Here is a 23,262-nt window from a genome sequence, read left to right as displayed (position 1 = left end):
AAAAGCCGGGATTTTCTTGAACATGGCCTGACGACGAGAGCCACCGTTCGCCTTTGACGACGGCAGAAACGGCGAAGGATCGCATATGTGTCGAGGGCGCTTATGGACGACGGCGTGCGACGCTTGCAGCGCTAGGACCGACACCCCCACCCATTTGGTACACTCCGCATTGAAACCGATTGATATGTACTCGTATCAAAGTTAGACCGTCTCGTCTGCAACGTCGCAGGCCCCGACATCGGCCTGCCGCTGTAGCCACGCAGGCGCCCTTGTGCCGGCATGGGGCCGCACGGGCGACAGCGGCCCGGCGCAGCGATGCCGGCAAAATCTTGAACGAATGGACGAGGATCATGCTGCTAAGCTTTCCAAGCAATATTGACGCTGCGGTTGCTGCGGGCGAATTGCAAATGACCATTGATGGCGAGCCCGTTGGCGCCGCCCCCGCGCTTGTCGTCATCAATCCGGCCACTGGCGAACCGGCCGGCCGCGCACCTGACGCTGGGACGGCCGATCTCGACCGGGCTGTTGCAGCAGCACGGGCGGCACTCCCTCGCTGGAGCGGCATGACCCACGCGGCGCGGGCGGAAAGACTCGGCGCGTTTGCCGACGCCATTCAGCGGCGCGCGCACGACGTTGCCGCAGTACTCACGCTCGAGCAAGGGAAGGAACTGGCAAGCGCCACTTTCGAAATCTTCGGGACCGTTGCTTGGATGAAGCAATTTTCGACCATCGAGATCCCGGAGGCGGTCATCCGACCGGTGGGCCGCGACGGCCTCGTCGTGAGGCACCGACCCGTCGGGGTCGTTGGCGCCATCGCCCCCTGGAACGTGCCCGTTTTCCTGGGCTTCATGAAAGTCGCGCAGGCGCTCATTGCCGGCTGCACGATTGTTCTCAAACCCTCCCCCTTCACCCCCCTCAGCACCTTGCTTGTAGGTGCGCTTTCGCGGGGCATTCTTCCGCCCGGCGTGTTGAACGTCGTGAGCGGTGGAGACGCACTCGGGCAGGCGATGACCGATCACGAGGGCATCGACAAGATCAGCTTCACCGGCTCGACCGAGACAGGCAAGCGTGTCGTGGAAAGCGCGTCGCGGACAATGAAGCGGGTGACACTTGAACTGGGCGGCAACGATCCCGCAATCATATTGCCTGATGCCGATCTCGATCGCATCGTGCCTGCGCTGATGATCGGCGCTTTCGGCAATGCAGGACAGGTCTGCATGGCGATCAAGCGTCTTTTCGTGCATGAGGACATTCATGACGAGGTCGCAGCGCGACTGGCCGTCCTCGCCCGCGACCATGTGGTCGGGTCGGGCTTCGAGCCGGGGACGGCGATGGGACCCATTCAGAACCGCGCTCAGTTCGACCGAGTGATCGAACTCGTCGAAGACGCAGGTCGAATGCCTGGCGCCCAAATCCTGGCCGGTGGCAAACCATTGGATGGGCCTGGCTTCTTCTACCCCCCGACGCTGGTTGTCGGACTGGACGACGATGCCAGGCTTGTTCGCGAAGAGCAGTTCGGCCCGGCCCTGCCCATCCTGTCGTGGCGGACCGAAGACGAAGTCATCGCGCGCGCCAATGCGACAAGGTTCGGCTTGTCGGCCTCGATATGGACCCGCGATCTCGAGAAGGCGCAAGATATGAGCAAGCGGCTGGATGTCGGGACCGTCTGGATCAACGCGCACGGCCTTCCAGATCCGGCTGCACCTTTTGGCGGCACAAAGGAATCCGGGCTTGGTCGGAGCTTCGGCCCGATGGGTGTGGAAGCCTATATGGAAGCGCAGACCCTCAGCATCGAACCTTCGCTGCCGATGTAGTGAGGCGTACCCGCGGCGGACGTCCGGTCCGCCGCGGCCGCGATGGGTGCGCGTGTTTACAGACGCGTGGGGCACGTCTCTTCGTGCAGGGACCATGGCCGCCGTTGCGGCGACAGCCTGTGTGAACCCCATGATAGCATCGCAATCGTAACCGCATTGGCGCAGCGCGGCCATTTCAATCGCTTGATGCCTGATGACCGGGCGCGTCCGCCTTCTCGCTGCACCGATGAAACCGACCGTCATCGTCCATGTTTCACGCGCCGGCGCTAGAGATCGAGGACGAGGCGTGGAGTGCGCGCGCGCGAACAACAGGGGGTGAAGCACCGGCTGCGCTCCTCGTCTGTCAGAATATAGTCGTTATGCTCGGGTGTTCCGGAGATCACCCCCGTGACGCATGCACCACAAATGCCTTGCCCGCACGATAGGTCTACGCCGATGCCGTGGCGCGCCAACGCATCGGCGACGCTCTCATCACGGCCAACAGTGATGATCCTTCCTGTACTGGCGATCTGGACCTCGAACGGTTCCACAGCCGATCTTGCCGGGGGACTTGCGGCGAACGCCTCCCAATGAAGCGATGCCTCGGCCCAGCCCGCGCCGCGGGCGGCATCCAGGACGGCGTTGTTCAGTCCCGATGGACCGCAAACATAGAGATGGCGTGCGCCGCTTCGAACCAAGACGGTTTCGAGCGAAAGACGTTGCCCGTCCGCCCCATCGTCAAAATGAAGATGCACATGATCGGCCCACGGCGCTCGTTCCAGGCGATCGAGAAACGCCGCTGCAGATCGAGATCGCGCACAATAGTGCAGCTCGAAACTGCGACCTTCATCGAAAAGGGTGCCAGCCATCGCGAGCAAGGGTGTGATACCGATGCCGCCGCCAATCAATAGCGACCGACCGGTATCTTGGGCGAGCGGAAACAGATTCCTGGGGCCTGAAATGCGCAAAAGATCGCCGACACAGGCTTGATGCATGAAGGCCGAACCGCCGCGTGAACCTTCATCCAGGAGCACGCCGATCTCATATCCATCGATGCCCGACGGACGGGTCAGCGAATATTGACGCACATGACCACCGGCATGGACGTCGATGTGCGCACCTGCGGTATAGGCAGGCAACGCTTGGCCTTCTGCATGTTCAAGACCAATGATCCTGACGCGGTCGCCGTCGGCGGTGATCCGCGCGACACGAGCGGTGATCCATTCAGTCATGAGCGGAACCACGATTCGGCCTGACGCCCTGTACCGCTTCGGCGGGGCATTCATGCGCGCTCCGAACAGCCCGCTTCCGGACATGTTGCGACCTTTTCGAGCCGATGATGCTCACAATGGCTCTCTCCTTTCGACCTCAATTCCGACCAGCGCTTCGCTAAGCGCTTGCCTATTATAAATATGTACTCTTATTATAAACGCAAGGATCGATGGAACAGGAGTCGGGACATGACCATATCCAGGCCGAGCGCCGAGATGTTGGCTGCGGAAGATCGGGTACGCGAGATTGCAGGATCGCTGGGCGGTCCACCAGCCGACCCGGCTGCAATGCGCGACTTCCTGAGATCAGCGGGCGCTTGGTGGAACGAAGGCGGACCCGCAACCGTGACGGAGCAGGACATCCAAGTAGAGGCTGATGGACACGTCCTGGCGGCCAGACTGTACCGTCCGCAAGGCGGTGAGGATGGGCCAGTATGGATTTATTGCCACGGGGGCGGATTTCGATTCGGCGGAATCGAGACGAATGGCCGACAGTTACGGGAAATTGCGTCGCTGTGGGGCGGCAATATCCTGTCGCTCGATTATCCTCACTTGCCCGGCGCGGCCTTTCCGGTCGCGGTCGAAACCATTGCGAAGGCCTTTGAGCAACTTCGTCGACAAGGTGAGCGCATCGGTGTGGACGGCGCACGCATGGCATGGGGCGGCGCTTCGGCCGGAGCGAGCATCGCTGCGGGCGCAGCGGTCGAAGCGGAAGCCAATGGCCTGCGGCTGGCGGCCGGCGTGCTGATATGCCCGGTGGTCAACGGGGACTTAGGCACGGCCTCAATGACATCGCATGGTGAGGGCCCCTGGTTCCCGAGCCGTGCCATGGCCGCCGAGACATGGCTGGCCTACACCGGCACGTCCGATGTCGGCGCCGATCCGCGCTGCAACCTGCTCAAGACCGACCCCAGGCTCCTGCCGCCGATCCTGATCGCCGCCGCAGAAATCGACATCTTCCAAAGCGGCGCGGAGGCGTTTGCCCGTCACCTCTCCCTCTCCGGCCAGCCAGTCCGACACCTTGTTTATCCTGGCGTAACGCATCTCTTCTTCAATTACTCCCGGACGCTTTCGGCGGCACGTCAGTGCACAGCGGATATCGCGCGATTCCTCACCGAGCAGCTGCCCGTAGCCAAAACAGCCGACAATCTTACCAAAGGAGAACGACCATGGAGTTGAATCCCGGACCTGCGGGGCCGAGCCCCCTCCTTTCGCTTGCCGAACGCGATCGCCGATATGGGCGGACGCGCAGCCTGCTTGATGAGATGGGCCTGGATGCCGTGCTGGTCTTTGGTCAGCGCGGGCGCGAACGATACGAAGGCTATCTTTCGAATGAAGCCATAGAAGGCGTCGTGGTCTTTTCCCGCAGCGCCAAGCCCATCTACGTATCGTGGACCCACCACCGGCTGACGCGGCGATTTGCGGCCAATATGCGTGACACGCAGTTCTGGATCGACGATGTTCGCATCGGCCCGACCGGCCCGACCCTTGTCGCGATCCTGGACCGACTTGGTCTGGCCGGTGGCCGCATCGGCGTCGTAGGACTTGACAGCAAGGGTCCCGGCGAAATGCACGGCATCGTCCCCTATCGGACGTGGGAGGCCGTCCTGGCCGGCTTGCCCCGGGCTGAATTCGTCGACATTTCGACGGAATTCTCGATGATGATGCTGGTCAAAAGTGACGAGGAGATCACGCTTTTCCGCTATGCGGCTACCCTTGGCGAGCGTGCCTGCGAAGCCATGCTCGAGGCTGTCCGGCCCGGTGTGCGCGAGCGCGATGTCTACGCGGCGATCATGGATGTCATTTATCGCGGCGGAGCGGTCTCAGTACCCCCGCAATTGATCATCAGCGTCGGCACCGACGATGTGGGATGGGCCCCGCCCTACTGGAATTATGCCGGTGGCGAATCCCGCATCATCCAGGAAGGAGACCTGGTTCAGGCCGAGATATTTCCGTCCTACGGCGGCATGGAAACCCAGATGCAGATGTCGGTGGCGCTCGAGCCTGTACCTGCGATCATTCGGGAACTGTCAGGCCTCGCCCGCACGTCTTACGAGATCGGGCTGCGCCACGCCCGCGTGGGAAACCAGTTCCAGGACCTTGCGAAGGAAATGGAGGCGCCAATTTCGGCCCATGCCGAAAACTGGACGGTCACGCCGATGGTTCACAGCGTCAGTCCGATTGCAGTCGCGAGCAGGATCGGCATCAATATCGAACGCTCGCCCTTCTTCCCGCGCATGCCTGAGGCGCGCACCATAGCGGGCCTGAACGATATCGTTTTAACCCGAAACATGGTGCTCGCTTTCGAACCGAATGTCTGCCGCGGACCGCATCGCGTTAATATCGGCGGCACGGTTCTGGTCACTGATCAGGGTGGGGAAGAGCTGAACCAGTTGCCTACGCGCATGCAGATCAAGGGCTAGGGCAGCTAGGGCAGCTAGGGCGTCTCGCACCAGCCAGATATCGTCGAATAGACTTGCTAAAATATGAGTACATATTTATAGCGTTTCCAGCGTCAAGAACAGATCGAGAGAGAATGAAAGGGTAGGTATTCCCATGGCCTATGGCGTGGACGTTCTGACAAAAGTGGGCCCAGGCACAGCAATGGGCAAGTTTATGAGGGAGTTCTGGTTCCCGGTCGCCAAGGCGAGCGAGTTGGAGCCGGACGGACCACCACTGCGGCTTCTCATTCTCGGCGAAAAGCTCATCGCCTTTCGCGACACGGCGGGGCAGGTCGGTGTCCTCGATCATCGGTGTCCCCATAGATGCGCTTCACTGTTCTTCGGGCTTAACGAGGAAGGCGGCATTCGCTGCAGCTATCATGGCTGGAAGTTCGACGTCGACGGCAACTGCACGGACATGCCGAACGTGCTGTCCGAGCAGGAGTTCTCGCGCAGGGTGAAGGCAAAGGCCTATAAAGCCCGTGAACGCAACGGCATGATTTGGCTCTACATGGGTGAACGAGACGTTCCGCCGCCCCTGCCCAACATCGGCATCGTCAATGACGAACCGCATGACCTGATCATTGATATGACCGCCAGAGACTGTAACTGGCTGCAGGCTCTCGAGGGCGACATCGACCCCTCGCACCTGGGTTTCCTGCACCATGGCAAGCACAAGGCCGAGGATGTCGAGGGGCATTTCGTAGGCGAATGGCTCATCAGCGATGCGCGCGTCCGCACCAATGTGGTGGAGACCGGTTGGGGTACGATGGAGGCGCATGTGCGACCCAATGGGATAGCGCCCAATTACTGGCATTATTCCCAGCATCTCTTTCCCACCTGGACGATGCCAGGCCAGGACGAGATGGATCGGGAGCATCCGGTAGTTCGTTTCTGGCTGCCGATGGACGACGAGCACAGCATGAACATCCAGTTCATGCTGCCCAGTGGGTTCGCGGAAGGCGGCCAGCCACAATTTTTCGCCAACAAGCTTGCGCAGCTGCCTGGAGTAAGAAAGCGGTCGCGTGACTTCCTCGTCCCCAATACGACCGACTGGCTTGGTCGATGGAACATCTCGCCGGCCCTGGCGAACGACTTTTTCATGGACCGCGACGTCCAGCGGCATGACAGCTTCACCGGGATCGAAGGTGTTCAGGTGCAGGACAAGGCCATTACCGAAAGCATGGGTCCCGTCGTCGACCGCTCGTTCGAGACCTTGACGCCCGCAGATCTGATGATCGCTACGGTCCGGCGTCGGCTGATAGAGGCCGTGCGCGATCTGGAGGAGGGCAAGGTGCCGGAGGTGCTCGACAATCCTCACATCTATCTGGGTGCCTTCGCCGGCGGTGTTCGAGGGGAAAGCCCGTCCGATGACTGGCTGAACCTTTATCGCGACGCCATCAAGAGACTGGGCCTTCCAGAGCCGAAGATCGAGGGAAGGCGCCTGGGTCCCGGGCCAAGGACGTCCCAAAAGCTACCAGCCTGAGCAGTCAACGACTGCCCTGCACAGCTCGGTAGCACCGGCGCGCCGCGATCACACAATTTTCATCAGTTCACAGGGGGAGAAAAAAACCCATGAGCGAGACGCAAACGAAATTCTTCGGGCACGACGCCCGTCTCAAGGACATCATTTCTGTCAAAGACAAGCTGAGCCAGGAATATCATGACGAAGTCATGGAGAAAATATTCGCGCGCAGTTGGTTCTTGCTTGCGAACGTCAATGATATTCCCGTCGATGGGTACATCGCCTATGATGTGCCCACGTTCAAGACCTCCGTCATCCTGACCCGAGGCAAGGACGGATCCGTGCGGGCCTTCCACAATGTCTGCCGGCACCGTGGGAAAAAGGTGGTCAGCACGAAGTGCGGTTGGGGTAGCGGGCAAGGTAGCCGACTGACCTGCTGGTTCCATGGCTGGACCTACGGACAGGACGGGCGTCTGTTGGTGGTTCCGGACGAGCGCGCCTTCGTCGATCTGGACAAGGCCAAGCTCGGCCTCGTTCCGGTTCGCAGCGAAATATGGTCGAACCTCATCTTCGTCAACTTCTCGGAAGACGAGCCCCAGCCGTTGCGGGAGTGGCTCGGCGAACTTTCGGAGGGCTTCGAGGGCTATTATTCCGAGATGGAGAAGATCGGCACGTTCGTTGCCGATGTCGACGCCAACTGGAACTTTGCGATGGACGGCTTCTCGGAAGGCTATCACACCGTGTTCCTGCACCGTAACACACAACCCGAACTGGCCGGCAAAGACAATCCGATGCGCCACCAGCCCGTGGTCGATATCTACGAAAAACATGTCCGCTCCAGCAATGCAGCCAACCCCGATTATCTGGGGCCACCGGCGGAGCGACTGCTGTACGCCCAGGGGCGCAAGCTGTCGCCGGCCGTGGAAACGGATCTGTCTTCCCTCCCGCAGGGCGTGAACCGCACGCGAAGCCAGCCCTGGTTCTTCGATGTGATCTGGCTGTTCCCGAACATGGCGATCCTCAACGGCCCGCATTGGGTAAGCACGCTAACCATCTGGCCGATCGCCAAGGACCGCACGAGGCTCGTCACCGACCATTATGCCAAGAAGGCACGGCATGCGGGGGATCGCCTCGCGCAGGCCTACACGCGCGGTCTCCTCGTATCCGTGACGCGAGAAGATCTGGCCGCGCTCGAGGAGGTGCAGGCCGGACTGGAGTCGGGCGCTATCGACGACCTCTATGTCTCGCGACAGGAATTCGTCATCCAGAAGCGCTACGCCCTGATCAACTCGATGCTGGAGAAAGCATGATGACCACCACCCAGCTTCCGTCCGAGTTCACCGATCTGCAACCCTATGTGGACGAGTGGGCGCTTCGCGGCCAAACCGCGCGCTATGACCAGATGCTGCGTGCGGGCATCGACCAGCTGCGTACGTTCTACGACGCGATGATGCCCCGCATGGATGCCGTCATCGCCCATCTCAATCGATACGATATCGACGCCATGCCGCCAGCAGAACAAACGCTGTTCAATCTGGCGGCAACGTTCGCGGAAACCGCGCATCCGATCGATTTCAAATGGAAAAAGGTGCAGTTCGATGAGGTTCATCCGATCGAACGGATCAAATTGATAGGCGTCTCGGAGGCCTGGTAGCGCCATTTCGGGGGTGGACTGATGCACGCTTGCAGTTTGCATCGCCGCTTCCAGCCCCGGGACGCCGGCTCGGCCGAAGGCTTGCGAGGGTTGCGAGACTGATCGCCAATCCTGGTCCGGCCGAGCCATAACCCATCACTGCCATCGGGAGACGTGCGTCGTGGATCGAAGCCTCTTCAAGACCGACCGGCCAAGCGACACGCTGACCGCGACATTGCATCATCTGGCTCTGGGAACGCCCGATCCGACGACCCTGGCGGCCTTCTACCAAGACGCATTGGGGTATGACATCGCTGCGACCGAGGGTATCCTGGGCGGCACCGCACAGGATCGCGCGCTGCTATTCGTGGAGGGCAAAGCCAAGACGCTCGCCTGGGCAGGTTACGCCGTGCCCGACGCCGACGAGCTTGCACGGCTTCGCGCCCGGATCGATGCTGCGGGTTGGCCGCGCAACGATGGCCCGCGGCCGCATTTCACAGACTGCGTCACGGTCTGCGACCCGGACGGCAACGAATTTCGGTTCGGTATCGTCGCAGACGCCGATCCGCCGCGCACAAAGGATGCCTCGCGACCTGCGCGGATTCAACATGTGGTCATGGGCAGTCAGAATCCGCGCCGCATTCTTTCCTTTTTCCTCGACGTGCTTGGCTTCACCCTCTCCGACAACGTGCTGGCACCAGATGGCGATGTGCGCACCTCCTTCCTGCGCTGCAGCAGGGAGCATCACAGCTTCGCCCTGTTCAAGGCACCCGACAACCGACTGGATCATCACTGCTATGAAGCTACGGACTGGAACGCGATCCGCGACTGGTCGGACCATCTGGCGGAACGCCATATTCGCCTGCAGTGGGGACCTGGTCGGCATGGACCAGGGAATAACCTTTTCATTTTCATTCATGATCCCGACGGCAACTGGGTAGAAATCTCAGCCGAACTCGAGGTCGTGACCCATGACCGGCCGGTCGGTGAGTGGCCGCATGCGGAGCGGACACTCAACAGTTGGGGACAGGGGCTGCTGCGCAGCTGATTGCTGGATCACAAAGGAAATCTCATGAAATTCGTCACCTTTGCATATCGCGGCCGCCGCAGTTGGGGGCTGGTCGCGGAAGACCGGGTCCTCGACTTGGGCGCAGGTCCCGGCGGCTTTGCCGACCTCCGGTCGGCGATCGCCAGCGGTCGTCTTGAAGCATTGGCAGCCAGCGCTGAAGATGCGCCGGCTGTGCCGCTCGCCGATATCCTCTACCTGCCGGTGATCCCAGATCCCGGCAAGATTCTGTGCGTCGGGCATAATTACGAGAGTCACCGACAGGAGACTCAGCGAGACCCGACCGACCATCCGTCTATTTTCTGTCGTTTCGCAGACAGCCAGATAGGGCATCGCAGCGATCTGATCCGGCCGCGCGTGTCCACGATGCTGGACTATGAAGGCGAGCTTGCCGTCATCATCGGTCGTGGCGGGCGCGACATCCCCGAGGCTGACGCATTCGATCATGTGGTGGGCTATAGCTGCTACATGGATGCCTCGGTCCGCGACTGGCAATGGCATACGCGGCAGTTCCTACCCGGCAAAACCTTCCCGGGCACCGGGGGCTTTGGCCCCTATCTGGTGACCAAGGACGAACTGCCCGATCCCTCCCATAGCTCGGTCACGACGCGACTGAACGGTGATATCGTCCAGTCGCAGCCGGTATCGGACATGCTTTTCCCCATCCCGGTGCTCATCCACTATATCTCCACTTTCACGCCGCTGTCTCCAGGCGACGTCATCGTCACCGGGACACCAGGAGGGGTCGGCGCCAAGCGTCAACCGCCGCTTTGGCTGAAAGCAGGCGACCAGGTCGAAGTCGACATCCCCGGTGTCGGTATCCTGATCAACCATGTCGCTGATCAAGGCTGACCCCGGGGGCGACATGTACGATTATGATGTGATAGTCGTCGGTGCGGGTCCTACCGGCCTCGCCACCGCCAATCTATTGGGTTGCTATGGGGTGCGCACGCTCATCGTCGAGCGCAACGCGGCTACCGTCCACGAGCCCAGGGCCGTGTCGATCGACGATGAATCCCTGCGCACCATGCAGGCCATCGGCGCCGTCGATACCGTGCTGGAACGGGTCGTCGCAGGCTATGGCTCCAGATATCTTACACCAGGGGGCCACCCCTTCCTGCTGGTCGAGCCAACGGGCATTCCCTATGGCTATCCCCGTCGCAATGCCTTCCGACAACCCGTCCTCGAAGCACAGCTTCGACACCATCTTGATGGATGGCCAGATGTCGAGACGCTGTTCGGATGGACAGCGACGGGAGTCGTTCAGGAAGGTGATCATGTTGTTCTGAGCCTGGAAAGCACCGAAGGGGAAACCAGAAGCGTCAGTTGCCAATATGTCGTGGCGGCGGACGGTGCCAGCAGCCCCCTACGCTCGATGCTGGGCCTGTCCCTGGACGGGGAGACATTTGCCGAGAAATGGCTGATCGTAGACTTGGAGAACTCTCCTGCGCCGAGCCGGGAAACGCTCGTATTCTGCGATGTGCGCCGACCGTGCATCGCCCTTCCCGGCCCAGACCTCACCCGTCGCTTCGAATTCAAACTCATACCCACCGACGATCCTGCGACAATGACGCAGGATGCGGTGGTCGGCGAGTTGCTGAGCACCCATGGCGCTGCCCCGGACAGTCGCATCAGTCGCAAGACGATCTACACCTTCCATGCCCGATTGGCACAAACATGGTCCCTTGGGCGCGTCTTCCTTGCCGGCGATGCCTGCCATCTGACCCCTCCATTCGCGGGACAAGGGATGAATAGTGGCATCCGGGATGCACATAATATTGCGTGGAAGATCGCCGGTGTCGTGCAACTCGGGTTCGATCCCAAGATATTGGAGAGCTACGAGCAGGAGCGCCGAGGCCATGTTCGCGAGATGATCACCCTGGCTCGACGCATGGGTCGTATCATGGGACCGCGCAACTGGTTGACGGGGTTCCTGACCCAGACAGGCTTCCGCCTCCTGGGCTTTTGGCCCTCCGTGCGCGATTATTTCGGCCAGATGAAGTATAAGCCGAAACCGCGTTTTTCCCAGGGACTTCTCATTCCCGATGGTCGCCCCGCGAGACGTACATCCGTTGGACGCCTGCTTCCTCAACCAGATGTACGAACGACAGCGGTGGCGTGCAAACTCGACTATGTCCTTGGCGAGGGCTTCGGCCTGTTAGGCTTTACCGACACGCTTGAAACATTCATGCGCGCTACCAGCAATCCCCTGTTCGGATTGATCGAGGCGCGCCGCGTCCATGTCACGCGCGAGGCCGGTCGAGAGGGGCGTGGTGACTGTGTACAGGTGGTCGATCACACCGGCGCATTGCATGCCGGACTGGATCGGCCGGATGGCCGTATCTTCGTCATACGTCCTGATCGATACGTGCTGGGTTCCTTCCATCCCGAGGAGGCGGACGCCTTCGCAGCGACCTTGTGCGCTCTTCTGGGAGATCCTGTGCACAGTCCCGATCCGGCGGCGACCAAGCCCGCAACCGCCCATGTGCCTGCGCATCCCGTTGGCGGCGAGCCCAAACTCTAGGACTTGGATGTTCGATGTACACCATCTCCTGCGACAAGGACGTCCGCTGCCTGCGGATTCATTTGCGTGACTTTTGGACAGAAGCGACTGCGCACGCATTTCGTACGGATTTGCGCAACGCTTGCTCATGTTCGAACGAGTTCGACGGCGCCATCATCGATGCACGGGCGATGCTGGTACAGACAGCCCGCGTGGTCGCCATGCTGCAGGATGCACTCGACGATATTGACGCCCCGCACCGTGCCGCGTTGATCATGCCGACAGGCCTGGCACGACTTCAGGGTCTGCGCGCCTTTCCAGACAGCGATACCTGCAGGGCATTCCAAACGGAGGCAGACGCACTGCAATGGGTGCTCGGCGGTTGAGCCTCGCCGGTCGAAGCATCCTTTATCGATGACCAATGCCCAGGCCTTCGCTTCTCCACCTACACTGTCGATCCTAAACTGATCCTCCCTCGAGCAGCGTGATGATATCTGCTGTCGATCGAACATCTGCGAACACGTCGCGCATCGAATCCAGGCTGGCATTATGCTCCGCATCGCTCATGGCGGCGGTCGCATCGCTCGCAACGATGACGCGGTAGTTCCTCTGCATGGCATCCCGCGCCGTGGCCTCGCAACAGCAATTGGTAAGCGTTCCGGTCACGATGAGTGTATCTATCCCACGGGTACGCAGGATGCCGTCGAGATCACAGGTGCCGGGTACAAATGCACTAAAGCGCCGTTTGTCGACGATGGTGTCGATTGGCTCAACGACGTCGAGAGCTGGCCATAATCTCCAGGGCATCGCGCCGGGTGCGAACGCTTCCCGGTGCGCAGCTCCCGCACCATTGGGGAAGGTCTCGTAGAAGGTCGACCACTCGCGCACGTCGGTGAAGGAGGTGGCGAAGCGAATGAAGACATTGAGCGCACCATTCTCGCGGACGGTCGCGCTGATGGCGTTCACATTGGGAATGATATCGCGTGCTTCAGGGATTTCCAGGAGGGCCCCAGGCGCGAGGAAGCCGTTTTGCAGGTCTATGACGATATGCGCCGTTCGCCGGGCATCAATTCGCTCGAAGCGAAACAGGCGCCCTTCGCCTCGATCGAGCAAACGTGCCTCGACAGCAGCGCTCAAGCGGACCTTGTGCATTATCTCTCCTCTTCTTGCTGCTCACGCGCATCGTATGCGCCAGGCGTCCGCCAGACAGTGCGACAAAACGATCTTAATCTAGGCTTCGCTCAAAGCCGGCGAAGCGCCGCCGACGCTGTCAGGCGCACGGGAAGGCTTGGCGAAGCCGAGCGCGGGAACCGCAATAGCTGCCAGCAATGCGGTGGCCCAGAACACAAGCGTGTATCCGCCAAGGATCGTTTCAAAATGACCGGCGGCTACGGGAACGAGAGCACCTACCAACGTCTGAAGCAGGAGGATGAGCGCGATCAGCGGAGCGAACGCCTTGACGCCGAAATGATTGAGGAGGACGGCACTTTGCAGGACGATAGCCCCACCAAAACCCAGTCCGAACATGATGGCATAGGCGACCAGCCCGACCGTAGAGGACGCATAAGGCATCGCGCTCAGCCCCCCGACCATCAAAAGGCTCGCCAACATCCACAGCTTGCGCGGTTCAACCCTGTCCCCCATTGCACCGAGCAGCATCTTGCCGACCAGCGTGCTGGCGGAAAGCAGCGATACCCCCAGCGCGGCTTCGTAACTGCTATGGCCCAGACTTCGCAGGCTTGCCACGCCATGGGACAAAACCAGGGACAGGGCGGCGCAGTTCGTGATCGAGGCCACCCCAATCATCCAGAAACTGAATGTCCGGATGGCCTGGCCGGCGGTAAATTGATGGTTGGTGATGTGGACGCGCGCCGCCGGCAGCGCAACACCGGCGGGATCCCCATCGGGAGCCTGTCCCAGTTGTGCCGGAGATTCGCGCATCACGATCGCGGCGATAACCCCAACGACAAGACTGGATGCAGCGAGAATTTGCCAGCCCGACCGCCAACCACCCATTTCCTCGACCGCGTGGTTCAGCAAAGGTGCTGCGACAAGTCCCCCTACACCATTGGCTGAGAACATGATGGAGAGCGCGAGGGCGCGGCGCCTGACGAACCATCGGCCGATCGCCACCTGTCCTACCAATGTCCCGCCGAACGCAACACCTGACCCTAGAATGACCCCGAAGGCCAGGGCCGACCCAATCGGCGTCTTAACGATCGTTGCCATGCTCAGTGCACCTGTAAAAACTAGGGCCGTGCCGATAAGGATGACCGACCGCAGGCCCAGGCGTCCGATGCACCAGGCGACCAACGGGGCGGGAAGTCCCAGGAAGAGCAAAAAGGCGGAAAAGGAGAGTCCTAGGCTCCTGCCATCGAACAACATCGACTCCGCCATGGCGGTATTAAGGATCCCTGACCCGTAGGTCGTAAAGCCCAGGTTGACGAACAAAAGGAGCCAGAGGACCGCGACGACCCTCCAGCCATAAAAGACCGGTCGGATCGTCTCTCCAGATATCGCGGCAGGCTGGCGCATTTTTCTCTCCCACGGGCTTGGGCTTGAAGTTGGCGAAGTGCGGCGAGCATGCCGCAGGAAAGGCGACGCTAATATTCCATATAGTTTGCGGTGAGACTGGTCTGACCGCGGATGGTCCATTCCATGCTTTCTCTTCTGTCATCGCATTGGCAATGACACCGACCGTGAGCATGAAGTGGCTGGCTTGGGGTGATGCTGGTCCACCGTTCCGTGGCACGCGTCGCTCTTGCGCCTTTGTCCCCGGGAGATGCTGACCAGTCATCCAAGTTCATGCTTGGCGTGGAAGGGCTGTGGACCAAGGTCACCACAGAAGGCGCGGGAACCCAGGCCATTTCAATGCTCTGGACTTTCTATGGAAAGCCAACGCCGGTTTGCCGGCATCCCTTACGTTGTTCGCTGCAAAGCAAGCGATAACATCCTCCCCTGTCTTTCAAGAGGGCTTCCACGCGCCCGCAAAATTCTCATAGTATGTATTCATATTAATGGGAATGACGGTAGATGCAAGAGTGCCCAAGCACATCGCGCTTAACGCACCGTAAATGAATGACAGCGCCAAGGGCTGTCTTCATCCACGTCACCATGGCATTCAGGGCCATGCTTCGGTGCGGCCGGCGTGCTGCAGCATTGCACTATGGGTTCACCGGCGCATAGAAGCCCTCGGGCTCTCCACTTAGATTGGTCACGACGGGAAGAGAATATGGGGAAAAAGAAGGACGCCACAGCCAATCTGCAGACTGCCGGTCCGCCCGTCAGGGAGGATGTGGTGCGCCGCCGCATGATGCCGATCTACAACTCGATTGGTTATCTCACCCGACGCCTGGAGCAGCGCATCACCCAGGAATTCGAGATCGATACAGGCGGAACCAAACTCACGCGCGCCCAATTCGTCGTTCTTACCGTGGCCACTCTCATACCGGATTTGGAGCAGGCCGAGTTGGCCCAGATCGTTGGCTACGACCGCGCGACCGCAGGGGTCGTGATCGGTAAGCTGGAGGCCATAGGCTATATAACCCGATCCCGCAGCAGCCGCTCACGGCGTGGCTACCTCGTGACCGCCACCCCGCTTGGCAAGGAAATTGCCGAAGGGCAGTTGATTGTCCTTGAACAATTGCAGTCGAAAATCCTGGTCGCGCTCGACGACGAGGAACGCCTGACTCTCCTTCGCTTGCTCAGCAAGCTGCTTGGCGTGCGTAACAGCTACAACATGGGTTGAGGGACCTCGGAAAAGGGCCAGAATTGTGAGGAGCGATGCCGCCGGCTCTTTCAAATGTCCGATCCAGGGAGATATCCGTCAGCAGGGCTCGTTGTCGCAGGCTGGGCTGGCCGCTGCAAGCGCAGCGCGGTAACCGCAATCCTCGACAAGGTGGATGGACAGCTCGCTTTGATCCGCTTCTCGATCCCACGAGATGCATAGCTGTCGGCGTGAACTTACGCCTGCTGCCTTCGCGCAGGACAGTGCCTGGGCGGTTGGGATCGAGCGGGCCACACCCGCTTCGCGCTGTTACGTTACCGTTTCTTACGCTCAAGCGCATCGGTGCCCCGTCCGGTCATGGCCATCATGGATCTGCATGGGCTGCCGGCGTGCCCGCACTACCGGCTTGCCTGTCGGTGATCAGGCCACAGGTCCCGCGCGCGCTCAGACTAAACGAGGGTGCGATGGTCTTGGTCGGATACCATGCCATTCGCCGCGTGACGCGCACGCCTCTTGTCAAAGACGGTAGTGTGGGGCTCATTCTTGGCCAGGCTTCCGTGCCCTGGGAGGCGGGAACCCGGAACGATCGCGCCTCAACTCATGGAGCCCCACCTCGCCTGCCAGGACGGCGCTGACGACCAGTTCCGTTCGATCGTGCGCATCGAAAAGGCGGCGCGCCTCCGTGAGATAACCATCGACCGTACGCGGTGCGAGATGCAGGCAGCGAGCGATCTCCTTGTTGGAATAGCCGCGCCCAGCCAGCACCACACAATCCCTCGGACGAGGATGCAATCGCGCAGGGGGCATCACGAGGCGTTGAGGGTAGCCCAGCACGCGCCGGGCCGCCTGAAACGCAAATACACCGATCATCTGGACTGCGCCCAGCAGCCGATGGGCATCTTCGGCCCGCCGTATGCCGGCAAAGGTGCATGAGCCCAGGCTCTCGCCCAGACGGGAACAGGGAACCGTGATCCCTTCATTCAGGCCCTCGCTGGCACCGAATGCGAAAGCGGCGCGATCCTTACCGTCGAGGGTGATGATGGAACCGAGCTCCGACCATAAGAAGGCCGAATCCGCAAAGATGCATCCGCGCAGGACAGGATCGCGCCGGCACGCCTGACGGCCGCTGAGATAGTCGATCACGGCTGGGGGATATCGTATGAGGCGCGGGTCATAGTGATCGGGCAACCGGTCATGATGAACCAGCGCATAGTAGCGGCACCCCATGACAGTCGCCACTTCGCTCATGAGTGACTGTAGACCACCGACCGTATCGACCGCTCGTACAGCGTCGATGAAGGACCTCGTCATGTCGACCGGAAGTGACATCGGGACGCTCGCGACTATGGTCGCTGCGGCGTCGGCTCAGGTAACCCAATTCTCTTACCAACGTGCATTCGCAGCGAATAACTGACTTTTGCCGGTCCCGGCGCCGTCCCCCGAGGCACTGGAACCGGCAAGCGGGCGGTGGTAAAGCTGCACTTGTCCTGGTCCCGTCGTACAGCGACGAGAGACGACGCTACGGACCTGACCAAGCGCAACTTTACGAAGCCGCCAGCCGTACGATCGCGGCGGTCATCAAACCTGCACCGAACTATGCAGCGACGACCTCTGCCTCGACCGTGTTTTCGATAGCCCCGAGCTTTTCGATCTCGACCCGCACGACCTGCCCTGGCTTCAACCAATTTTCATCGACCGCGGCCACGCCCGATGGCGTGCCGGTCGCGATGACGTCGCCCGGGTAAAGGGTCATGACCGTTGTCAGATAAGCGATCTGCTCGGCGATACCGTAGATAAGATCATTCGTGCGCGCTTGTTGGCGCTCCACCCCATCGACAGTCAGGCGTATCGACAGATCCTGCGCATCGGCGACTTCATCCGCAGTCGTGATCCAAGGCCCAATCGGACCATGGGTGTCGAACGACTTGCCCAACGTGTAGGTCGGCGAACGATGCTGCCAGTCACGTACCGAAACATCGTTCGCGACCATATATCCCGCAACCACGTCAAGCGCATCCTTGGCATCGACATGGCGGCAACGCTTGCCGATCACATAGGCCAGCTCGGCTTCATAGTCGAGCTTGTCCGAGACTTGAGGCCGGACGATGGCGTCGCTCGGACCGGCAATGCAGCTTACCTGCTTGTTGAACCAAAGCTGGCTTTTGGGCGTGGAAATTCCGGCGGCTGCCGCCTCCTCCGCATGGGCCTTGTAGTTCATGCCGATGGCAAGGAACTTCTGCGGGTCGGCGATCGGTGCTTCAAGGCGAACCGAGGCCAACGGCAGCGCGGGATCGGTGGCCCTCTCCAAACTATCACGAAGGCGAGGCAGGTCCTCGAGAAGTTGGCGCATCGAGCCGGTTACGCCGGGCACCTGCGACAGGTCCACGATCTGGTCATCGACCACCTTCCCGATACGCGTTGTCCCGTTGGCTGTAAATCGTGCAAGTTTCATGGCATTTTCCATTTCAAGATTAAGGTAAGATCAGGCGAGGTTGCCCCGCCGGCGCTCGATTTCTGCCTCGTCGATCGTATTGAGATCGATACGCTTGGGCACGGACAGGCCACGTTGGACCGCCGGACGCGCCGCGACGCGCGCTAGCCACGCCGCGAAATGATCGAGCCCCTGTGCTTCGACGCCGACGAAGCCATGGGTATGGGCCCAGCTCCAATGTGCGATATCCGCAACCGAATAGGCGTCGCCCACCAGCCATTCGCGGCTCGCCAGGCGACGGTCGAGAACCTCCAGCAGGCGCCGTGTCTCGCGTTGGTACCGGTCGATCGCAAAGGGAATCTTCTCCTTCGCGTAGCGCAGGAACACCCCCGCCTGGCCCATCATGGGTCCCAGCCCCGAAGCCTGGAACATGACCCATTGCAGCGCTTCGGATTGCCCTCGTGCGTCCAAGGGCAGGAGGCGCCCCGCCTTATGCGCAAGGTACATGAGGATCGCGCCGGATTCGAAAACAGCGAACGGTCCCCCTTCGGCATCTACATCCACGATGGCGGGAATGCGACCGTTGGGGTTGATGCGCAGATAGTCCGGTTGCTTCTGGTCGTTCGCCGATAGATCGAGCGCGTGGACCTCGTAAGGTAGCGCGAGTTCCTCAAGGGTGATGGCGACCTTCCAGCCATTTGGGGTCGAGGCGGTGTAGAATTCAATCATCATGATACCTCATGTCGGGCGGGGGATTCGACACGCTCGGTCCAGGCGGACCACAACGCCCCCGGCGTACCAGTGTCGAAAATGACGCGGTCGGGCCGCACGAGTACCGCGCCCGACGCCCTGTTTTGGTCGAACCATGCGCTCAAGTCGTCTGCGAACGGCGCGAGCGCCGGGTGATCGATGCCGATCTGGCCCACGCAGACTTTCGGTTCGCCGGTGCCGCGATGTTCGATCAGCCATGGCCCTTGGCCCAGGACATCATCGAGGCGGCTACCGTCGGGACCAATGAACTGGGGGAAATGCTGGCCGGCCGAATGACCACTGCCAAGGAGGGGGCTCTTTCCAAGCGGAGGCAACTGCAAGGCGGGCGGTGCGACGCCGTTCAGTCGATCCTGCCGTGCGCGTTCGTCGCGCGCCCGCGCCGCATCAAAGTCCAGCGTGCAGACGGCCCGCCCTGCAGCAATTGCCATCTCCACGATCCCGCGGGCATGCGGTGCGCGCTCCTGCTCATAGCTTTCGAGCAAGATGTCGAATGGACCCCCATTAAGGGCCGCGGCAATCTTCCAAGCCAGGTTGGCGGCGTCGCGGATGCCTGAGCACATCCCCTGCCCCGCGAAAGGCGGCATCTGATGCGCGGAATCACCAGCGAGTAGAACCCGCCCTCTGCGCCATTCGCGGGCAATCAACCCGTGAAAATGATAGACGGCACGGCGCTCGACGTGAAGGCCATCGAGGCCGCCCCATGGGGCCAGCAGCCGAGCGACCGCCGCCTCCTCCATCATTGCCTCGGGTGTTTCGTGAGGAAGGATCATGAATTCCCAGCGATTGCGTCCTGGTCCCATGGGGGTGTAGGTCACAGGCCGACGAGGATCGCAATATTGGTAGCATTGCGCCGGGACACGGCTGTCGTCATCGACCGCCACGTCAAGCACCAGCCAGGGCTCGTCGAACCCATAATCGTCCAGCTCGATGTTGACGAGCGAACGCACCAAGCTGGAAGCACCATCGCAACCGACCAGCAGTGCTGCATGCAAGCTCTCTTCGGCGCCGCCGGGACCATTGTAGGTCACGGTCACGCCGTCGCCGTCATCCATCAGGCCAGACAGGCGGGAGCCAAGCCGCAACTCGACATTAGGCAGCGCAGCGCAGCGTTGGCGCAGGGCCTTTTCGATGCCTGGCTGGTAGATCATATAATGGGTGAACCATCCGTCCGCACCCACTTCACCAGCCGGAACGTCGATCAATATGTCTGCATTCGCACTCACGAACTGATAGGCGGGGGCGGGCCGCACATGGGGCTCGACATCTTCGACAATCCCAAGTGCTTGGAACGTGCGCATGGTTTCGCCATCGATGTGCGCTGCGCGCGGGAGGGGGAAGGGGCCCTGATCGCGCTCCAGGACAACGACCGATCGCCCTTGCGCGCCGAGCAGTGCTGCCAGAACTGCGCCTACCGGACCAAATCCGGCAATGCAGACATCATAGGATTTTGGCTGGATTGCCACTATGCCCCCTTCCATCTCGTTTATCGACAACTTTTATTGTTGAATCATATTATCGATTAATTCAAAATTTTTCGCGCAGCAACGGAAAATGTGGCAGAACGGCCAAAATCTATAAGGAGTGACAATGGGCCGGCGGAATCTGGGTGACGAGGCAAACGGAAGGGCAACGCTTGCGTCCTCGATCTACGAGCAAATCCGCGACGAGATCGTCACCGGAGCTCTGGCTCCCGGTGAGAAATTGCGCATCGAACAGCTCAAGCAGCGCTATGATCTGGGAACATCACCGATTCGAGAGGCACTGAACCGTCTCTCGATGGAAAAGCTGGTCGTGCAATTCGATCAGCGAGGCTTCGTCGTTGCTCCAGTGTCGCAAGAGGATTTGCATGAGCTGACCGACGCCCGTTGCTCCTTATACGGCATCTTGATCCCCCGATCGCTTGAACAAGGCGATACCCAGTGGGAGGAGAATATCGTCATCTGTCTCCACCGGCTCAATCGCGCCCAGTGGCTGGTGGGCGACCCTGCGCGGCTAAATCCGGCAGCGAGGATGGCACATCGAGACTTTCATCGTTCGATCATTGCAGCGGCCGGCTCACCTCCATTGGTGGATTTCATGGACACTCTCTTCGATTTTTCCGAGCGCTACCGGCTGCTTGCCCAGCAAAACCGTGAAGCGCCGCATCGCCCGACGTCGAACGAACATGCAGAAATGGCGGACGCCGCGATCAATCGCCGGACCAATGATGTGCTTGAACTTTGCCAAACCCATGTGCGCCGAACGGCGGCCCTGGTCGACCGACTATTTGAAGAGCAAGGACTCCCTGGTAGTAATTATCGATAAAATTTGACTTAATCAAAATTTATCGTTTATGCGCCGTGGCGTTGCCGCTTGATATGGTAAAGCGGCTTGCGGAACTCCGTTGCGGTGCGCCTTTGTTAAGCGGCTGGTCGTGCAGGGCGACTGCCGTCCTGCGCCCTTCGCGATCGCGGCGCAGAGCGTGTGGTCCGGTCGACCAACCGACCGGCGGGACTGCCGTCAAGCCCAAACCTGATGCCAAGCGCCAGCATCGCATCCACGCTGCCTTGGTCGGCGCATGACCTTGGAGGCGTGGTTCCTTCGAACTGACCGGGCAGCACGTCCGGTGTGCAGGTGTAAGCGGGCATGACAGCAGGTGAAGCAGGCGTTGAAAAATCCTTGGGTGCGCAAGACGGACTGACCAAGGACGGGGAGCGATTTGACTACGATCTTTTCGTCATAGGCGCCGGCTCGGGAGGGGTACGTGCGGCAAGGGTCGCGGCTGCCCACGGCGCGCGCGTCGGACTGGCAGAAGAGCATCGTGTTGGCGGGACGTGCGTGATCCGCGGCTGCGTACCCAAGAAGCTCCTCCTGTATGGAGCGAGTTTCGCCGAAGATCTTGCCGGCGCGGAATCGCTGGGGTGGCATCTGCCTGCCCGACAGTTCGACTGGCAGATCCTGCGGGACAACGTACAGGCCGAGGTCAGCCGTCTCAACGGCCTATACGAGGCGACCCTGCGCAAACATAATGTCTCGATCCATCTGGAACGGGCTCGCCTGGCAGGCCCGCATATCGTGCAACTGGCCAATGGCCGGACCATGACCGCCCGCCGGATACTTCTTGCCGTGGGAGCCTGGCCGATCATGCCAACGGTCGATGCGCTGCCTGGCGCTGACCTGGGCATCACGTCCAATGAGGTCTTTGGCCTGGCTGAACTGCCTCGACGCGTCGTGATCCTGGGGGGTGGATATATCGCACAGGAGTTTGCAGGCCTGTTCAATGCCCTTGGTTCCTCCGTCTCAGTCGTCGTCCGGTCAGAGACAATGCTCAGGGGCTATGACCAGGAACTGGTCGATCGTCTCGTACAGGCAAGCGCTGACAAGGGCATAAGCTTTAGAACCGGCACCGACCTTCGCAGCGTCGAACGCCAACCCGATGGGTCGCTGCTGATTGGACTTTCAAAAGGCGAGGCCGTCCGATGCGACCGCCTCGTCTACGCGATGGGACGACAGCCCTATACCGGCGGGCTCGGTCTCGAAACCGCAGGCGTTGCCACTGACGCGGCGGGCGCCATCATCGTGGGCGAGTACGGTGCCACGACCTGCAAAAGCATCTTTGCCGTCGGCGACGTCACCAACCGCGTTCAACTCACGCCGGTTGCCATTCGCGAAGGACAGGCTTTTGCCGATGCGTTCTTCGGCGACCACAAAGCGCCTGTCGATTATGAAGCGATCCCCAGCGCCTGTTTCAGCCAGCCGCCCCTTGCGTCGGTTGGATTGACCGAGGCTGCCGCCCGCCTGATCCACCCTGTCATCAAGATATTCCGTAGTGACTTCAGACCCATGAAAAATACCCTGACCGGACGGACGGAGCGGGCGCTGTACAAGATGGTGGTGGATGGGACGAGCGACAGGGTGCTGGGTCTCCATATGATCGGCCCCGATGCGCCCGAGATCCTGCAGGCCGCGGCGATCGCGGTGAAAGCCGGCCTCACGAAACGCGATTTCGACGCCACCATGGCACTCCATCCGAGCATGGCCGAGGAACTTGTGCTGCTCAGATAAGGTCGCCGACGCCGTGATGCTGTCGTCCGTCGGATCCCAGATCGGGTGCTTTTGCCATCCTTGGTCGACCATCATGGCAGGTCGCTACCGTGAGTGGTCATCCTCTTTCCAGCACTA

General features: G+C 60.8%; 20 protein-coding genes. 13 read left to right on the top strand and 7 right to left on the bottom strand.

The window, feature by feature from the left end:
• The first annotated feature begins 329 nt into the window (after positions 1-329).
• Positions 330-1,814, top strand: a complete 1,485-nt coding sequence (locus tag ASE85_RS16910; RefSeq protein ID WP_235523589.1) for an aldehyde dehydrogenase family protein — start codon at positions 330-332, stop codon at positions 1,812-1,814.
• Between the two features lie 266 nt (positions 1,815-2,080).
• Here the strand turns inward: ASE85_RS16910 and ASE85_RS16905 are convergent, their stop codons facing one another.
• Positions 2,081-3,025: a PDR/VanB family oxidoreductase gene (locus ASE85_RS16905; RefSeq protein WP_056690985.1), complete on the bottom strand. Its 945-nt coding sequence runs from the start codon at positions 3,023-3,025 to the stop codon at positions 2,081-2,083.
• A 228-nt stretch (positions 3,026-3,253) separates the two neighbouring features.
• Here ASE85_RS16905 and ASE85_RS16900 point away from each other — a divergent pair, with 228 nt between their 5' ends.
• The 9 genes from ASE85_RS16900 to ASE85_RS16860 all read left to right on the top strand — a co-directional run bounded on the left by ASE85_RS16900 (position 3,254) and on the right by ASE85_RS16860 (position 12,558).
• Positions 3,254-4,243 (top strand): alpha/beta hydrolase fold domain-containing protein, encoded by a 990-nt coding sequence (locus tag ASE85_RS16900; RefSeq protein WP_056690983.1) that lies wholly within the window; start codon positions 3,254-3,256, stop codon positions 4,241-4,243.
• Positions 4,234-5,487, top strand: coding sequence for a M24 family metallopeptidase (locus ASE85_RS16895; RefSeq protein ID WP_082462886.1), 1,254 nt, complete (start codon positions 4,234-4,236; stop codon positions 5,485-5,487). Before ASE85_RS16900 ends, ASE85_RS16895 begins: the two co-directional genes overlap by 10 nt.
• Positions 5,488-5,620: 133 nt before the next feature.
• Complete coding sequence (locus ASE85_RS16890; RefSeq protein ID WP_056690979.1) at positions 5,621-6,991, top strand: Rieske 2Fe-2S domain-containing protein; 1,371 nt, start codon at positions 5,621-5,623, stop codon at positions 6,989-6,991.
• 89 nt (positions 6,992-7,080) lie between these two features.
• A complete protein-coding gene (locus ASE85_RS16885) occupies positions 7,081-8,280 on the top strand; it encodes an aromatic ring-hydroxylating oxygenase subunit alpha (protein WP_056690976.1) in 1,200 nt (399 codons plus the stop codon).
• On the top strand, positions 8,277-8,624 hold the full coding sequence (locus ASE85_RS16880) for a hypothetical protein (protein WP_056690972.1): 348 nt from the start codon (positions 8,277-8,279) through the stop codon (positions 8,622-8,624). The genes ASE85_RS16885 and ASE85_RS16880 overlap by 4 nt, the downstream gene beginning before the upstream one ends.
• 214 nt (positions 8,625-8,838) lie before the next feature.
• Complete coding sequence (locus ASE85_RS16875; protein ID WP_235523588.1) at positions 8,839-9,651, top strand: VOC family protein; 813 nt, start codon at positions 8,839-8,841, stop codon at positions 9,649-9,651.
• Positions 9,652-9,675: 24 nt separating this feature from the next.
• Positions 9,676-10,521, top strand: a complete 846-nt coding sequence (locus ASE85_RS16870) for a fumarylacetoacetate hydrolase family protein (protein WP_056690968.1) — start codon at positions 9,676-9,678, stop codon at positions 10,519-10,521.
• Positions 10,502-12,193, top strand: coding sequence for a bifunctional 3-(3-hydroxy-phenyl)propionate/3-hydroxycinnamic acid hydroxylase (locus tag ASE85_RS16865; protein ID WP_082462885.1), 1,692 nt, complete (start codon positions 10,502-10,504; stop codon positions 12,191-12,193). The genes ASE85_RS16870 and ASE85_RS16865 overlap by 20 nt, the downstream gene beginning before the upstream one ends.
• A 14-nt stretch (positions 12,194-12,207) precedes the next feature.
• Positions 12,208-12,558, top strand: a complete 351-nt coding sequence (locus ASE85_RS16860) for a hypothetical protein (protein WP_056690964.1) — start codon at positions 12,208-12,210, stop codon at positions 12,556-12,558.
• Positions 12,559-12,631: 73 nt separating this feature from the next.
• On the opposite strand, the gene ASE85_RS16855 is transcribed toward ASE85_RS16860, so the two are convergent.
• Together ASE85_RS16855 and ASE85_RS16850 are read right to left on the bottom strand one after the other, a co-directional pair.
• Positions 12,632-13,324, bottom strand: coding sequence for a cysteine hydrolase family protein (locus ASE85_RS16855; RefSeq protein WP_056690960.1), 693 nt, complete (start codon positions 13,322-13,324; stop codon positions 12,632-12,634).
• 78 nt (positions 13,325-13,402) lie between these two features.
• A complete protein-coding gene (locus ASE85_RS16850; protein WP_056690957.1) occupies positions 13,403-14,707 on the bottom strand; it encodes an MFS transporter in 1,305 nt (434 codons plus the stop codon).
• Positions 14,708-15,404: 697 nt separating this feature from the next.
• Between ASE85_RS16850 and ASE85_RS16845 the strand changes: the two genes are divergently transcribed.
• Positions 15,405-15,920 carry a MarR family winged helix-turn-helix transcriptional regulator gene (locus tag ASE85_RS16845; RefSeq protein ID WP_056690954.1) on the top strand — a complete coding sequence of 172 codons (516 nt, stop codon included), beginning with the start codon at positions 15,405-15,407 and terminating at the stop codon, positions 15,918-15,920.
• Between the two features lie 516 nt (positions 15,921-16,436).
• On the opposite strand, the gene ASE85_RS16840 is transcribed toward ASE85_RS16845, so the two are convergent.
• The 4 genes from ASE85_RS16840 to mhpA all read right to left on the bottom strand — a co-directional run bounded on the left by ASE85_RS16840 (position 16,437) and on the right by mhpA (position 20,564).
• Positions 16,437-17,147: a helix-turn-helix transcriptional regulator gene (locus ASE85_RS16840; RefSeq protein ID WP_082462882.1), complete on the bottom strand. Its 711-nt coding sequence runs from the start codon at positions 17,145-17,147 to the stop codon at positions 16,437-16,439.
• 346 nt (positions 17,148-17,493) lie between these two features.
• A complete protein-coding gene (locus tag ASE85_RS16835) occupies positions 17,494-18,351 on the bottom strand; it encodes a fumarylacetoacetate hydrolase family protein (protein ID WP_056691312.1) in 858 nt (285 codons plus the stop codon).
• Between the two features lie 30 nt (positions 18,352-18,381).
• Positions 18,382-19,062: a glutathione S-transferase family protein gene (locus tag ASE85_RS16830; RefSeq protein ID WP_235523587.1), complete on the bottom strand. Its 681-nt coding sequence runs from the start codon at positions 19,060-19,062 to the stop codon at positions 18,382-18,384.
• Complete coding sequence (mhpA, locus tag ASE85_RS16825; protein ID WP_162237474.1) at positions 19,059-20,564, bottom strand: bifunctional 3-(3-hydroxy-phenyl)propionate/3-hydroxycinnamic acid hydroxylase MhpA; 1,506 nt, start codon at positions 20,562-20,564, stop codon at positions 19,059-19,061. Before mhpA ends, ASE85_RS16830 begins: the two co-directional genes overlap by 4 nt.
• 124 nt (positions 20,565-20,688) lie before the next feature.
• Here mhpA and ASE85_RS16815 point away from each other — a divergent pair, with 124 nt between their 5' ends.
• On the top strand, positions 20,689-21,405 hold the full coding sequence (locus tag ASE85_RS16815) for a GntR family transcriptional regulator (RefSeq protein WP_056690946.1): 717 nt from the start codon (positions 20,689-20,691) through the stop codon (positions 21,403-21,405).
• A gap of 321 nt (positions 21,406-21,726) precedes the next feature.
• Positions 21,727-23,145: a glutathione-disulfide reductase gene (gene gorA / locus ASE85_RS16810; RefSeq protein ID WP_082462880.1), complete on the top strand. Its 1,419-nt coding sequence runs from the start codon at positions 21,727-21,729 to the stop codon at positions 23,143-23,145.
• The last annotated feature ends 117 nt before the right edge of the window (positions 23,146-23,262 follow it).

Source organism: Sphingobium sp. Leaf26 (genome assembly GCF_001421665.1).
Classification (GTDB): domain Bacteria; phylum Pseudomonadota; class Alphaproteobacteria; order Sphingomonadales; family Sphingomonadaceae; genus Sphingobium.
The sequence above is the reverse complement of the archived record's forward strand: the minus strand, read 5'-3'. Positions and strand labels throughout refer to the sequence as shown.